Genomic DNA, 13,918 nt, shown 5'->3' on the forward strand with positions numbered 1-13,918 from the left:
ACGCCATCTCAGATCCTCACCTTCCGGCCCGTGAGCGGGTCGAACTCGTTGGACAGGGAGAAAGGCTCCTCAGCCGGAGGCTCGACCCCCTCCAGCAGGGCCCGGTGGCGCGGGTGAAGCGGCGCGTCGGGAACCCCCTCGGGCCTGGTGGACTCCAGCTCGGCACGCAGCGCCGGAACGATCTCGGAACCCAGGTACTCGATCTGCTTCATGATCTCCTTGTGCGGGACGCCGCCCAGGTCCAGGTTGAAGGCCTGACGCTGGTAGTCGCCGATCGCGTCCCGGTAGGTCAGGTACTTCTCCACGATCTGCTCGGGCGTGCCGACCGCGAGAGGCGTGTGCTGTGTCATCTCTTCCAGCGACGCCCCCTGGTAGACGTAGGTGTTGCGGAAGTAGGGGGTGTAGCGCTCGATGGCCTCGGCCTCACTCCTGGCGGCGAAGATCTGTCCGCCCAAACCCACGATCGCCTGCTCGGGCCGGCCATGACCATAGAAGGCGAAGCGCTCTCGGTAGAGGTCGACCATCTTCTTGACGTGGTCGATGGGCCAGAAGATGTTGTTATGGAGGTATCCGTCTCCGTAGTAGGCGGCCTGCTCGGCGATCTGGGGCGAGCGGATGGAGGCGTGCCACACGAAGGGCGGAACGCCGTCGAGTGGGCGGGGCATGGATGTGAAGTCCTGCAGCGCGGTGCGGAACTCACCCTCCCAGTCCACATTGGTCTCGCGCCACAGGCGGCGCAGCAGGTCGTAGTTCTCCACCGCGAGCGAGATGCCCTTGCGGATGTCCTTGCCGAACCAGGGGTAGACCGGTCCGGTGTTGCCACGCCCCATCATGAGGTCGACGCGCCCGTCGGAGAGGTGCTGGAGGTAGGCGTACTCCTCGGCCAGGCGCACCGGGTCATTGGTCGTAATGAGGGTGGTCGCAGTGCTCAGGAGCAGCTTGTCCGTGCGGGCGGCGATGTTGGCCAGCAGGGTCGTGGGTGACGACGGCGCGAAGGGTGGATTGTGGTGCTCCCCGGTAGCGAAGAAGTCCAAACCCGCCTGCTCGGCCAGGACCGCCATCTCGACCGTGTTCTTGATGCGCTGATGCTCACTGGGAGCCTTGCCAGTAGCCGGATCGGTCGTGATGTCTCCAACTGTGAAGATTCCAAACTGCATCGGACGTCCTCCCTGTTCTCAACACTGGATTTCAATGATTTCTTGTGTACTGAGAGAACTGGAGAAGCCCATAGTTTATTTCTCAACTACCCAGATGTGGTGCACGTCCCACGTGGAAGCAGGGCTCAGCAGCCTCACCGGGGATTCGAGACGGACGCAGATCGCGGGCGTCCTCGAGTCCGAGGACGCCCGCGATCAGGGAGGCGGATGGAGAAGCCGTTCGCGCGGATCAGGAGGTCAGGACCGCACCACGGGTGTCGATTCCGGGGCTGAGCACGCTCCAGCCGTGGTTCTCCAGGGCGAAGCGGGTCTGATCGGCCAGGGTGGACAGGACCAGCACCGTGGGACCGGCGCCGGAGATGACGGCCGGGTAGCCCTGCTCGCGCAGCGAGTCCATGACGGCCATCGAGGCGGGCAGGACTCCGCGCCGGTATTCCTGGTGGAGGCGGTCTTCGGTTCCGGCCATGAGCAGGTCGGGACGTCCGGCGAGCGCCAGCATGAGCACGGCGGCCCGGGAGGTGTTGAACAGGGCGTCCTCGCGCGGCACGGAGACCGGCAGGACCTGACGGGCCTCCTTGGTGGACAGGCGCGTCGTCGCCGGCGGGATGAGCAGGCTCACCCCGAGGGAGGCGTCCACGGGCATGGGCGCCATGCGCGGGCGTCCCCCGCGCTCGACCCAGGCGACAGTGGCGCCTCCGAACACGGCGGGCGCGACGTTGTCGGGGTGGCCCTCGAAGTCGGTGGCCAGGGCGAAGATCCGGTCATCGCTGAGGGCCTCGGGCTCGGCGATGAGGCCGCGCGCCAGCATGAGTCCGGCCACGGCGGCACTGGCGGACGATCCCATGCCCCCGCCGTGGGGAATCCGGTTGACGCAGCGCATCTCGAAGCCGGCCTGTGGGGCGCCGACGGCGTCCAGACCGGCTCGCAGCGCCTGCACGACGAGGTTGTCGTCATCGGTGGGGACCGTCTCGGCGCCCACCCCCTCAACAATGACGCGGGTGGTGCCGGTGATCGGCCGCACCGAGACCTCGTCGTAGTAGCGGAAGGCCATGCCGAAGGAGTCGAAGCCCGGCCCCATGTTCGCCGTCGTGGCTGGGACCCGGACGGCCGCGCGCTCGTAGACGATGCGCATGTCACTCGCCCTCGACGCGTTGGATGGAGACGACCTCGGCGACCCGGTCGGAGTCCCGCAGGCCCTCGACGGCGGCGTCGAGGTGGAAGACGGGGGCAGGGTGGGTCACGAAGGTGACGACGGCCTGGTCGTGGCTGCCGTCGGAGGTGACGTAGGCGCTCTGACGCACCGAGTTGATGGAGACCTCGTTCTCGGCGAAGACGGAGGCCATCGCGGCCAGGGAGCCGACGGCGTCGTCTGAGCGCAGCTGGATCTGGTAGCGGGTGACGGCGGCCTCGGGGCCGAGGACCGGCAGGCTCGCGTAGGAGGACTCGCGGGGGGCCTGGCCGCCGTGGACCCGGTGGGCGGCGGCGGCGACGACGTCGGACAGGACCGCGGAGGCGGTCGGGGCTCCCCCGGCTCCCTGACCGTAGAACATGAGGCGCCCGGCGCTCTCGGCCTCGACGAGGACGGCGTTGTAGGCGCCGTGAACGCTGGCCAGCGGGTGGTCGTTGGGGACCAGGGCGGGGTGGACGCGCACGGAGACGCCTTGCGCGTGCTCGTCGTCGCGGCGCTGGGCGATGGCGAGGAGCTTAAGCTCGCAGCCCGAGGCGTGGGCCTCGCGGATGTCGTCGGCGGTGACCTCGCGGATGCCCTCGACGGAGACGTCGTCGAGGCCCACGCGGGTGTGGAAGGCGAGGGAGGCGATGATGGCGGCCTTGGCGGCGGCGTCCAGGCCGTCGACGTCGGCGGTGGGGTCAGCCTCGGCGTAGCCGAGCTCCTGGGCGGTGGCCAGGGCGGTCTCGAAGGAGAGTCCCTTGGTGCTCATCTCGTCGAGGATGTAGTTAGTGGTGCCGTTGACGATACCGAGCACGCTGGTGACGCGGTCACCGGCCATGGACTCGCGCAGCGCGTAGACCACAGGGATGGCGCCGGCAACAGCGGCCTCGTAGTAGAAGTCGGTGCCTGCGGCCGCGGCGGCGGTGTAGAGCTCGGGGCCGTGGGCCGCGATGAGGGCCTTGTTGCCGGTGATGACGCTGGCCCCGGCCTTGAAGGCGGCCAGGATGAGGGTACGGGCCGGCTCGATCCCGCCGATGAGCTCAATGACCAGGTCGTTGCCGGTGGCGACGGCGGTGGCGTCATCGGTGAGGAGGTTCTGGGGGACTGCGAAGTCACGCGGCGCGTTGACGTCGCGGACGGCGACGCCCGTGATCTCAAGACGTGCGCCGGAGCGGGCGGCGAAGTCGTCGGCCTGCTCGGTGAGGAGGCGAATGACCTGGCTGCCGACGGTCCCGGCGCCGAGGACGCCGACGGTCAGTGTGCGCTGGGCGGGTGAGAGGTCCTGAGCCACGGGATGACCACCTTGCTGTGTGTGCTGTGTTGTGTGCCGCGCGTGGGCACTTCGACTGCGTCATGCGATGGGGCCGATCGGCTGGCACGGTCAACCGACCGCCCACCGGCGCTGGCCATCACTGCGGGCCAGCATAAGGGGCATCGGCCGTGGAGCGCTTGCATGTCCGCCTGTGGACACACGACCGGCTCTGTGCTCCCCAGTGCGATGAGGCCGGCGGGGGTGCCTCCGGCGCTGGCCTGAGGCTGCACGCGGACGGGGCGGAGTTCTCAGCGACGCCAGATGATCTGCTTGAGCAGTCGGCCGATCACCCGCCCCAGTCCCAGAGATACCGGGGCGGCCGCGCTGTCGGAGTACCCCCAGGCCGGAGGCGGCTGCTCCAGGGAGGAGAGGAAGGAGGTCAGTGAGGACGAAGAGGAGGAGGTTGTTGCGCTCATGCCTTCAGGCTAGAAAACAGCCACGCGATAAGCGCCCCTCGAGAGAATGATTAGCGGGGCGGCCTCCTCCTCCCCACGGCCGAGACGATCGAATGGGGCTCTCCTGCTTTCGGCAGATCCGCCGAGCCGGGCCGTCGGGGTGGGACCCCAGGGCGCAGATGGCCAGTGGCCCCGCCCCGGTTGAACCGGAGAGGGGCCACTGGATGGGCTCTGCTGACAGAGCGTTCAGGCTCGAGAAGCGGTCACCCGCGTTCAGGAGGCGTTGCGGCGACGAGCCACCAGCAGGGCACCGCCACCCAGGCCGGCGCCGGCGAGCAGCACGAGCGCAACGGCGTTAGCACCGGTGTGCGCCAGCGGCGGGGTGCCACCGTTCGGCGTCTTCGGGGTGGAGGTGGGCGGCACCGGAGCACCCGGGGTGCTCGGCGGCTGCTGCGTAGTGGTCGGCGGGGTCGCCGGCGGGTTGTCGACCGTGGGCGGGGCCTGCGTGGTGGTCGGCGGGGTCGCCGGCGGAGTGGTCACCGTGGGCGGGGTCTGCGTGGTCGTCGGCGGCGTCGAGGTGGTCGTCGTCGTGTTGGTCAGAGAGACATTGACGATCTCCTGGTCGCGGATGGTGAAGGTGTTGGTCTTCTGGCCGTCGATGGTGAAGACCGGCTCGCCCCAGCTGAAGCCGGAGGCGGCGGGCTGGGCCTTGGAGGTGTCCTCGGTGAGCGTGACCTTGGTGCCCACGGGGAAGGTGCCGTCGAAGGTGACCGGCTCACCGGGCTTGACCGTGACGGAGGAGGTTCCGGTGCGGCCCTCGCCGGTGGCCTTCTGGCCCTCGGGAGCCTTCCAGTCCGGGTAGGAGCTGGCAGCGGCCGGCAGCTCGTAGGCGACGTCGACGACGAAACTGGAGCCGGCGGCCTTCGCGGCAGCCTCGCCCTCGACGACCTTGGTCACGTTGAAGCTGCCGAAGCCGGGCTCCATCTGGACCGAGATGTCGAAGTACTGGACGTAGGACTGCTTCTGGGTGCTGGTCAGGTCCGTACCGTTGAGGTTCACGGTGTTCTCGTAGGAGGTGCCTCGGGAGGCGGCGACGGCCTTGCCGTTGGCGTCCACGAAGGAGACGGGGTACTCCAGGGTGAAGTTGGTGCCGTTCTGGAACGGACCGGTCACCTCGTAGGTGGCGGTGCGGCCGTCCTCGGAGTAGGTGGCCTTGACGTCGTAGTCACCGTACTGGGTGGTGGAGTCCTGGCCGGCGGCGTTGGTCAGCGGGATGGACTTGCCGTCAGCGGGACGCAGGTTGAGGACCGTGCGGGTGGCGTCGGCCTGGTTGAAGGTCATGCCGCCACCGAGGGTGTCGGTGAAGACGATGCTCTGGCGGGAGCCGTCGAAGGTCTTGCCGAGCTTGCCACCAGTGGTCTGGTTGGTCCCGAAGTTCACACCCCAGGTCAGCTCCTTGTAGTTGTTGTAGAAGCTGGAGGCCCACTTGGTGAGCTCCCAGTCGCTCTCCTTGGGGCCGCCGATGCCGCCACCGCCGGGCAGGGTGACGGTCGTGGTGACACCGTTGACGGTGAAGTCAACGGACTGCACGTCGGTGGCCTTGGCGACGGACACCAGGGCGGAGCCGGAACCCTTGAAGTTGTGGAAGCCGGCGGCCTTGAGCTCGTCAACCTTGGAGTTGAAGGTGCAGGTGACGTCCTTGACGGTCAGGGTGCAGGTACCGACCTCGACATCCTTGCCGCCGTACTCGACGGTCATGGGGTGGGTCTCGCTGTTCTGCAGGTTGGTGAAGTACTCACCCAGACCGATCGTGAAGGAGTCGCCGCTCTTGAGGTTGGCGTCGACGCCGCTCCAGTCGAAGCTGAGACGGGCGAGGTCGTAGGTGTTGAGCTGCCCGTCCTGCTCAACGTTGTTGCCGTCCACCCGTGTCAGAGACAGGTTGGTGACGTTGACGCTCTTGTTCTGCTCAGCGCTCGCCTGGGGGGCGAACTGCGACAAGATCGCGACAAGGAAGAGAGTGAGGATGGCGGCGGCCCCCCTCACCGCCCCTCGCGTGAGGGCCGGCCGAGAGGCGGCGCCCGTGGACATTGTGTTCATGGGTTCTCCGGATTCCTGGCATAGATGACAAGGGTCTGCCTTGTGAAACATCACCGAACGTTCCCACCGTCTGTTCAGGAGAAGGAAAGGCCGCCCCGTGATGACCAAGACCACTGTGTCACAAACCGACTGATTGGGAACAGGGAACACTCAAAACACGCGCGACGTCACAGTCTCGTCACATCCAAATCTGCATCTTCCAACAAACTGAACCCCAAAGTCTTGTAGGTTTCCTATAAGAAATCTATTGCCGGGCCATGCCGCCCCTGTGTCTCCCCTATCAGGCAAGCCGCACGTCAGTTGTGTCAGCCCTCCAAAACAATCGACATCCACCCCGCCTTTGAAGTGGCTACACCCAGCACTCTTTAAGGTTGTTGTTGCCCTCAGGGCCACCTCATCGTTTTATCAGAACATATACAGAAGCGCCGTCGTTGCAGGACTTGTTCCTGGAACGACGGCGCTTCAGCGAGCGACCGGTAGGAGGCCTCAGCCCTCCAGGCGCAGGAGGTCCTCGATGGTCTCGGGGCGCAGAACCCAGCCCGACTCCCCCTCACGCACCCAGCGCACGCCGGGGCGGGTGAAGAGGTTGTAGTTGGAGGCCATGGAGCGCCCGTAGGCGCCGGTGGCGGGCACGGCCAGCACATCACCGACGGCCAGGTCGGCGGGCAGGTCCACGTCGCGCACGACGACGTCGCCGGACTCGCAGTGCTTGCCCACCACCCGGCTGCGCACCAGCCCGGCCTGCGGGTCGGGGCGGCGGTTGGCGACCAGGGCCGTGTAGGCGGCCTCGTAGAGGGCGGGGCGGATGTTGTCACTCATGCCGCCGTCGATGCTGACGTAGAGGCGCGAGGCCCCCTCCCCCAGCTCGACGCGCTTGAGGCCGGTGACGGTGTAGAGGGTGACCGTCGTCGGGCCGGCGACTGCGCGGCCGGGCTCGATGGAGACGGTGGGGACCTCGTCTCCAAGACGCTCGCAGGTCTCGCGCACGGCCTCGGCCAGGGTGCGGGCGACCTGCGCCGGGCTGGGCGGCACCGGGTCGGCCCCGGTGTAGGCGATGCCGTAGCCACCGCCCAGGTCGACCTCCGGGCACAGGTGCCCGGTGTCGACGGCGACCTCGTGGCGCAGGGTGAGGACGATGCCGACGGCCTCCCGGAAGCCGGCCAGGTCCAGGATCTGGGAGCCGATGTGGGAGTGCAGCCCGTGCAGCTCGAGCTCGGGGGCGGCGATGATCGCGTCGATGGCCTGACGGGCAGCGCCTCCGTGGACGGAGAGGCCGAACTTCTGGTCCTCGTGACCGGTGGAGATGTACTCGTGGCCACCGGCGTGCACGCCGGTGGTCAGGCGCACCATGACCTTGCCGGTCTCCTCGGGCCCGTAGACGCCACTGGCGCGCAGATCGCGCACGGCGCGGGCAGCGAGCTCGACCTCCTCGAGGGAGTCGAGGACGAGGTGACCCACGTGGTGGGTGAGGGCGACGGCGATCTCGGCCTGCGTCTTGCCGTTGCCGTGCAGGCCCAGACGGGTGGCGTCCGTAGTGGTCTTCTCCCCGTCCACCTCCTGCAGGGCGGCCAGGGACACGGCGAGCTCGCCGCGACTGGCGGTGTCGATGCCCATGCCCTCCTCGAGGACCCACTGGGCGACCTTGGTGGTCAGGAAGGCCTTCCCGGCGTAGAAGGCCTCTCCCCCGGCCATGCCATAGCTGGGCCAGAACTCCTCATGCATGGCAGCGGCCCAGGAGGCGGCGCGGCTACGCAGGTCGGCCTCATCCAGGACGAAGACGGGGCTGGGGGCCTCGGCGAGGATCTCGAAGACGGTCAGCCCACCCAGGACGAGCTCGCCGTCATCCGTGCGCCGTGCCGTGGTCGGCCACAGGTCGGGACGGTCCTCGGGCTCGGGGCAGGCCAATGCCCCCAGGGGCGGCTCTCCGGCGGGAATCTGGTCAGTCATCAACTCTCACATCCTCTCGGGGGCGCTCACACCCAGCAGGTCGAGCCCGTTGGCCAGGACCTGCCCGACGGCGTCGTTGAGCCACAGGCGGGCGACGTGCCCGGAGTCCACGGCGTCGTCCCCACGGGGGGTGACGCGGGTGGCGCCGTACCAGGCGTGGTAGGCGGCGGCGAGCTTCTCGAGGTAGCGGGCCACGCGGTGCTGCTCGCGCAGCTGCGCGGCCTGGGCCACGGTGGCGGGGAACTGGGCCAGGACGCCCAGCAGGGCGGCGTCGGCCGGATCGTCCAGGGCACCAGGCTCGAAGGGCGCCTCGTTCGGGTCGCGACTCACGCCGTGCTCGGCGGCGTTGCGGGCCACGTTGCGAGTGCGGGCGTGAGCGTACTGGACGTAGTAGACGGGGTTGTCGGAGGTGGAAGAGGCCAGCAGGTCCAGGTCGATGTCGATCATGGAGTCCATGGAGGAGCGGGCCAGGGCGTAGCGGGCGGCGTCCACGCCGACGGCGTCGACCAGGTCCTCCAGGGTGACGATGGTGCCGGCGCGCTTGGACATACGCACCGGGACGCCGTTGCGCACGAGGTTGACGAGCTGGCCGATGAGGATCTGCATGTTGGTGCCGGGAGTGTCCCCGAAGGCCGCGCACATGGCCATCATCCGGCCGATGTAGCCGTGGTGGTCGGCTCCGAGCAGGTAGATAGCGCAGTCGGCGCCGCGCTCGCGCTTGTCCAGGTAGTAGGCGAGGTCAGCGGCGAAGTAGGCGGCGTTGCCGTCGGACTTGATGAGGACGCGATCCTTGTCGTCCCCGAAGTCGGTGGTGCGCAGCCAGGTGGCGCCGTCGCGCTCCTCGATGACACCGCGCTCGCGCAGCCGGGCGATGGCACGCTCGACGGCACCGGAGGTGTGCAGGGAGTCCTCGTGGAAGAAGACGTCGAAGTCGGAGCGGAAGGCGTGCAGCTCGGCCTTGACGGCGGCGAACATGAGGTCGACGCCGCGGGAGCGGAAGACCTCGGTGGCCTCGGCGTCGGGCAGGGTGGCCGGGTCGGGGCGGCCGGCGGCGAGCTCGTCGGCGGTCACCTGCTGGGCGATCTCACTGATGTAGGCACCGCCGTAGCCGTCCTCGGGGGTCTGCTCGCCGCGTGCGGAGGCCAGCAGGGAGCGGGCGAAGCGGTCGATCTGGGTGCCGTGGTCGTTGAAGTAGTACTCCCGGGTGACCTGGGCGCCGCAGGCGGACAGGATCCGGGCCAGGGAGTCGCCGACGGCGGCCCAGCGGGCGCCACCCAGGTGGACCGGCCCGGTGGGGTTGGCCGAGACGTACTCGAGGTTGATGTGCTGACCGCTCAGGGAGTCGTTGCGGCCGTAGGCCTCACCGGCCTCGACGATGGAGCGGGCGAGCTCGCCGGCGCTGGCGGCGTCGAGGCGGATGTTGAGGAAGCCGGGGCCGGCGACCTCCACGGAGGCGATGCCGTCGAGGGCCTCAAGACGAGGGACGAGGAGCTCGGCGAGGTCGCGCGGCTTGGTGCCGGCCTTCTTGGCCAGCTGCATGGCCACGTTGGTGGACCAGTCACCGTGGTCGCGGTTGCGGGGGCGCTCGACGCGGGGAACGGGAATCTCTGCGGCGGGCAGGGCGAGGGAGCCCTCGGCGGAGGCCTCCTCCAGGACGGTGCGGATGGCTGCGGCAAGCTCTTCTGGGGTCACGCGCGTCAGCGTACCGTCAACGGGCGGGCCGGATCACGAGCGAGCCCGGCGGCTGCAGGGCATCGTGGGACATGTCGCATGTCTCGCGCCGGTTTCACTCCAGGACCGGGACGCTGGTACAGTCACGCCTCGGGCCCCGGTAGCTCAGTGGATAGAGCGTCTGCCTCCGGAGCAGAAGGTCGCAGGTTCGAATCCTGTCCGGGGCACCACTCCCGAGCCCCCGTCACCACCCGCGGCGGGGGCTTGCTCATGTATTCGAGGCATGACAACAGGGCAACAGTGTGTCCATGGCTCAGACCGGTCATCATGCGGCTGGCGTGTTCTGATGGGAAAGATAAGCCTCAACGGCATCGCGAATGACGGCACTGGCGGTAGTGCCGTGCTTCTCGATGTAGGCGTCAAGAGCCGCGTTGGTGTGCTCGGGCAGGCGGACCTGGCGGCGCGGGGAGCGTCCGCGGCCGGTGGCGTGGGACTGTCCGAGGCCTGGGCGGCCACGGAGGATGGCGTCAAGATCTGCGTCGCTGATGCGTGAGCCGTCACGGCGGGTTCCGTGTCCAACGGTGGGCACGCGGCCCGCGGTGACGTCCTCATCGAGCTGGTTGTAGTAGGCCTGCTCAGCATCAGTGAAAGGGGCGCGTGTGGAATCAGGAGACATAGCGGCTCTATCTGGTCGGTCAGTGGTCGACGGGTGGAACAAGGTGACGGTAGAGATCAGTGACCTCCATGACATGGAAGATGGTGCGTCGACCACGACCGTCAACAACGACGCCGACTTCGAGGTAGCGCAGTGCCTGCGGGTGGGGCAGACCGACGAACATGAATGACTGCTCACCTGCACGGCGGGGTTGGAGGATCTCGTAATCGACGTGATGCATGACGGCGTACTCCGCATCGGAGCGGGGAACGCCATGCTTGTCCGCAGAATCGCTGAACTCGAACCTCACGACATTATGGTAGTACCGAGGATAGAGGTGGGCAAGATTCCTTACACCGCTGCTCAGCGGTGCGACTCGCCTCGCCCAGCGTCACCCCAGGGTCTTGAGGGCGAGGCTGGGGACGTCGGTCGTGATGGCGTCCACGTTGAGGTCGGCCAGGTAGCGCATCCGCTCGGGGTCGTCCACCGTCCAGACGTGGACCTCCAGGCCCGCGGTGTGCGCGGAGGCGACGAAGCGGCGGGTGACCACCGGAACGCCGTGGTAGCTCTCCGGCACCTGGACGGCGTCGACCCTGCCGCGGGTCCAGCCCCAGCGGGTCTGGGGCAGGGGGACGGCCGCCTCGCTGCGCAGCATGAGGCCGATCACGTCACTGACGCCCAGTGAGGTCATGGCCCGCGGCTCCTGGCGGCGCAGCACGGCCAGCCGGCGGGCGGAGAAGGAGGCGAACCGGACTCGGTCGAGGGCCTGGGCGTCACGCACCGTCTGCAGGGCCGCCTGGACGACGCAGGAGTCCTTGAGGTCGATGTTGAACTTCATCGCCGGCTGGGCGTACAGGGCGTCGTCGAGCCGGACGAAGCCGCGCCCGTCGCCGGAGTCGAGGTCGGCCAGCTCGGCCCACATGACCTCCCCCACGGTGCGGGGGTCGTTCGCGGTACGCCGCAGGTCCTCGTCATGGCTGAGCACGACGACGCCGTCGGCGGTCAGGCGCAGGTCGGTCTCCATCCACTCCAGCCCGAGCGCGGCCACATGCTCGACGGCGCTCCAGGTGTTCTCGGGAACCTCGCTTCCGCCGCCGCGGTGGGCGATGACGGCAGGACGGCGGGTTCGTGACGCGGCAGGCGGCACAGTGGGTCTCCCTCAGCTGCAGTTGGTGGTGAGCTCGACGGCGTTGTGCTGCTTGAGCCAGCCCCACGGCTCCACGGTGGACTCGTCGGCGGTGTCGTCCTTGGTGCGCACCTCGAAGTGCAGGTGAGAACCGGAGGACCGGCCCGTGTTACCCACGCCGGCGATCATCTGACCGGCCGTAACGGTGTCACCGACCTTGACGTGGATGCCGTCCTCGTACATGTGCAGGTAGCTGGTGTACCAGACCTGGCCGTCGATCTCGTGCTTGATGGTGATGGTTCCGGTGCCGTCGACCATGCCGGCGGTGGTGACGGTGCCGGCGGCGGCCGCGTAGATGGGCGTCCCCACGGGGGCGGCCATGTCCTGCCCGGCGTGCAGCTTGCGGTAGCCGAGGGTGGGGTGGGTGCGGTACCCGTACTCGGAGGAGATCTCGTAGGTGCCCGGAAGCATCGGGTAGAACAGCTGCGGCTTGGTGCTGAAGGCGGTGGTGTCGCCGGAGGCTCCTGTGGCCGAGGAGCAGGTCTTGGCGGCGTTCTGGAAGGCCTCACGGATCCGGGCCCGGGTGGCGGCGTCGGGCACGTTGGACAGCTGGGTGTCGGAGTCGTCGTCCAGGTCGTCGCTGCCGAGCACGGCGCTGGCCACGGAGGATGCCTTCGTGCCACCGGCGGCCGGGCTCTGCGTGGCCGAGCCGCTAGGGTGCATCTTCATGGCAGCCGAGGCCAGCGGGGTGTTGTCGAGGTGGCTGGACAGGGGGGCGAGCACCGTGGCCACGGCCAGGACCGACAGGACGGCGGTGCGCCCCAGAATCCCTGAGCCGGTGCGGCGGCGGGCGGGACGGGCGAGGGCGGGGCCGGTCGAGGAGTCGCGGTGGGCCTCCGGCTTCGATGCCGCTTTGGCCTTGGCCGACGACTTCGGGGAGCCGGCCTCATCGGCCGCCTCGCCTCGCTTGGCCTGGGCGGCTGTCTTCTCGGGCTTGGTCTTCTTGGTGCTCCGGGCGGCCTTGATGGCGCGGATGGTCTCCTCGTCCGCAAGCGGGACCCCGGCCTTGCGGGCGGCCATGATCTTGCGGACCTCGGGGACCTCGATGGTCTCGGCACCTCGGAAGTCCGTAATCCGCTGCGAGAAGCGGATCTCGTGGGGTGTCTCGGGAGCCGAGGTCGCCTGGGGAGCCTGCTGCGCGGGCGCTGACGGCTCAGCCTGCGGCGTCTGGACGGCGGGGTGGTCCACCTGCGTGCCGACGACGTCGAAGGTGGCGGTGTGGTGGGGCGTGGAGGCGACGACGGGCTTGGCCGAGGCGGTCGAGGCTGGGGCTGCAGCGGAGGCGCGTTGCCGGCGACGGCCCGCGGATCGGGAGGCGGGCTCAGAGGCCGCCCCGATCTCCGGCTCGGCGGAGGCGGTCTGCGCGGCTGCGTGCCGATGACCGTGACGCTGTGTGTCGCTGGGCGAAACAGGAGCTGCACCACTACCGGCCCACCACGGCGTGGCACCGGCGGGGTGAGTTGCTGCCGGCTCGAGCCCTGAGGTGGACTCGGCCAGTGAGGCCGAGACCAGGGGCGACAGCGCCGAGGGCGTTGAAGGTGCCGCGGCGGGCACGGCCTGGTCGCCACGATGCGAGTGGTGCTGGTCGTGGTGGAGCTCGGAGTGGCCCTCGGTGCGGTGAGCCTGGGGCTGCACGGGGCTCTGGACAGCGGGGTTCTCCCGCGTCTGCTCGGGGTCCTCGAAGACCTGGGCAGTGCGCATCTCCTTGCGGGAGCGCCGGGTGGGGCGAGTGTCACCGGTGACCTGCGGCGAGGAGGAGAAGACGGAGGGGGCCGCAGAAGCGTCACTGTGTGCCTGAGGCGCCGAGGCCTGCGGCTGCTGGGAGGTGGGCTCGGGCCCTTCGATGGTGCTCTGATGCCGGCGGGCCATGCGGCTCATCGGTGCGACGGGCTGCGATTGCGCCGGCTCTGCGGGAGCCGACGGCGCTGAACCGCTCCCTGGGCGCGTCGCAGGCACTGCCGGTGCCACGGGCCGCTGCGGGTGGTTCTGCTTCTGCGGGGCGACCGGGACGTCAGGGAGAGCCGATGGGCTCGGAGCGGTGACGGGGCTGGAGGCGGCGCCGTTCTCGGCGCGGTGAGCGTGAAGGTCGCGACGTGAGCGGCGAGTGGCTCCGGCGACGTGAGTGGTGTGCGTCGTCGACGGTGACGACGGGGCGGTTCCGGCCTGCGCCTCAGCGACTTGGCGAGCAGCTTCGGCAGCACGTTCCGCCTCGCGACGCTGGCGTCGACTCATGGGCTGCGGGGTCACGCGGGAAGCCTCCAGGTGGCTGAGTGTCATAGGGAAGTCGTTACGGCCGGTGTCCCGGCAGTGGCGACATGGCGGCTGCC

General features: G+C 69.0%; 11 protein-coding genes and 1 tRNA gene. 1 reads left to right on the forward strand and 11 read right to left on the reverse strand.

What is annotated here, in order from left to right; translation table 11 throughout:
- Window positions 1-8: 8 nt before the first annotated feature.
- From HMPREF9058_RS09910 to argS, 7 genes are all read right to left on the reverse strand, one after another.
- Entirely contained in the window at window positions 9-1,157 is a 1,149-nt protein-coding gene (locus tag HMPREF9058_RS09910; protein ID WP_009747854.1) for a CE1758 family FMN-dependent luciferase-like monooxygenase, read from the reverse strand.
- 229 nt (window positions 1,158-1,386) lie between these two features.
- The gene (gene thrB / locus HMPREF9058_RS09915; protein WP_009747892.1) at window positions 1,387-2,289 is read right to left on the reverse strand and encodes a homoserine kinase; all 903 of its coding nucleotides are present in this window, start codon (window positions 2,287-2,289) and stop codon (window positions 1,387-1,389) included.
- Window position 2,290: 1 nt separating this feature from the next.
- Window positions 2,291-3,619 (reverse strand): homoserine dehydrogenase, encoded by a 1,329-nt coding sequence (locus tag HMPREF9058_RS09920; RefSeq protein WP_009747846.1) that lies wholly within the window; start codon window positions 3,617-3,619, stop codon window positions 2,291-2,293.
- Between the two features lie 269 nt (window positions 3,620-3,888).
- On the reverse strand, window positions 3,889-4,056 hold the full coding sequence (locus HMPREF9058_RS13630) for a hypothetical protein (protein ID WP_003786832.1): 168 nt from the start codon (window positions 4,054-4,056) through the stop codon (window positions 3,889-3,891).
- A 252-nt stretch (window positions 4,057-4,308) separates the two neighbouring features.
- The gene (locus tag HMPREF9058_RS09925; protein ID WP_043538149.1) at window positions 4,309-6,132 is read right to left on the reverse strand and encodes a DUF5979 domain-containing protein; all 1,824 of its coding nucleotides are present in this window, start codon (window positions 6,130-6,132) and stop codon (window positions 4,309-4,311) included.
- 486 nt (window positions 6,133-6,618) lie between these two features.
- The gene (gene lysA, locus HMPREF9058_RS09930; protein ID WP_009747934.1) at window positions 6,619-8,079 is read right to left on the reverse strand and encodes a diaminopimelate decarboxylase; all 1,461 of its coding nucleotides are present in this window, start codon (window positions 8,077-8,079) and stop codon (window positions 6,619-6,621) included.
- Between the two features lie 6 nt (window positions 8,080-8,085).
- Window positions 8,086-9,771, reverse strand: a complete 1,686-nt coding sequence (gene argS, locus HMPREF9058_RS09935; RefSeq protein WP_009747729.1) for an arginine--tRNA ligase — start codon at window positions 9,769-9,771, stop codon at window positions 8,086-8,088.
- A gap of 133 nt (window positions 9,772-9,904) precedes the next feature.
- On the opposite strand from argS, the gene HMPREF9058_RS09940 reads away from it, so the two are divergent.
- Window positions 9,905-9,980, forward strand: a tRNA-Arg gene (locus HMPREF9058_RS09940).
- A gap of 95 nt (window positions 9,981-10,075) precedes the next feature.
- On the opposite strand, the gene HMPREF9058_RS09945 is transcribed toward HMPREF9058_RS09940, so the two are convergent.
- From HMPREF9058_RS09945 to HMPREF9058_RS09960, 4 genes are all read right to left on the reverse strand, one after another.
- Window positions 10,076-10,426 (reverse strand): ribbon-helix-helix domain-containing protein, encoded by a 351-nt coding sequence (locus HMPREF9058_RS09945; protein WP_009407028.1) that lies wholly within the window; start codon window positions 10,424-10,426, stop codon window positions 10,076-10,078.
- A 19-nt stretch (window positions 10,427-10,445) separates the two neighbouring features.
- Window positions 10,446-10,715, reverse strand: coding sequence for a hypothetical protein (locus HMPREF9058_RS09950; RefSeq protein WP_139019018.1), 270 nt, complete (start codon window positions 10,713-10,715; stop codon window positions 10,446-10,448).
- An 81-nt stretch (window positions 10,716-10,796) separates the two neighbouring features.
- Complete coding sequence (locus HMPREF9058_RS09955) at window positions 10,797-11,552, reverse strand: glycerophosphodiester phosphodiesterase family protein (RefSeq protein WP_009747843.1); 756 nt, start codon at window positions 11,550-11,552, stop codon at window positions 10,797-10,799.
- Between the two features lie 12 nt (window positions 11,553-11,564).
- Window positions 11,565-13,838, reverse strand: a complete 2,274-nt coding sequence (locus HMPREF9058_RS09960; protein WP_175284721.1) for a peptidoglycan DD-metalloendopeptidase family protein — start codon at window positions 13,836-13,838, stop codon at window positions 11,565-11,567.
- Window positions 13,839-13,918 lie beyond the last annotated feature (80 nt).

Origin of the sequence: Actinomyces sp. oral taxon 175 str. F0384 (assembly GCF_000223355.1) — a bacterium.
GTDB lineage: Bacteria > Actinomycetota > Actinomycetes > Actinomycetales > Actinomycetaceae > Actinomyces > Actinomyces oris.

Coding starts and splice junctions, on each gene's coding strand:
- HMPREF9058_RS09910 (WP_009747854.1), bottom strand. CDS start 1,157: ATGCAGTTTGGAATCTTCACAGTTGGAGACATCACGACCGATCCGGCT.
- thrB (WP_009747892.1), bottom strand. CDS start 2,289: ATGCGCATCGTCTACGAGCGCGCGGCCGTCCGGGTCCCAGCCACGACG.
- HMPREF9058_RS13630 (WP_003786832.1), bottom strand. CDS start 4,056: ATGAGCGCAACAACCTCCTCCTCTTCGTCCTCACTGACCTCCTTCCTC.
- HMPREF9058_RS09925 (WP_043538149.1), bottom strand. CDS start 6,132: ATGAACACAATGTCCACGGGCGCCGCCTCTCGGCCGGCCCTCACGCGA.
- lysA (WP_009747934.1), bottom strand. CDS start 8,079: ATGACTGACCAGATTCCCGCCGGAGAGCCGCCCCTGGGGGCATTGGCC.
- HMPREF9058_RS09945 (WP_009407028.1), bottom strand. CDS start 10,426: ATGTCTCCTGATTCCACACGCGCCCCTTTCACTGATGCTGAGCAGGCC.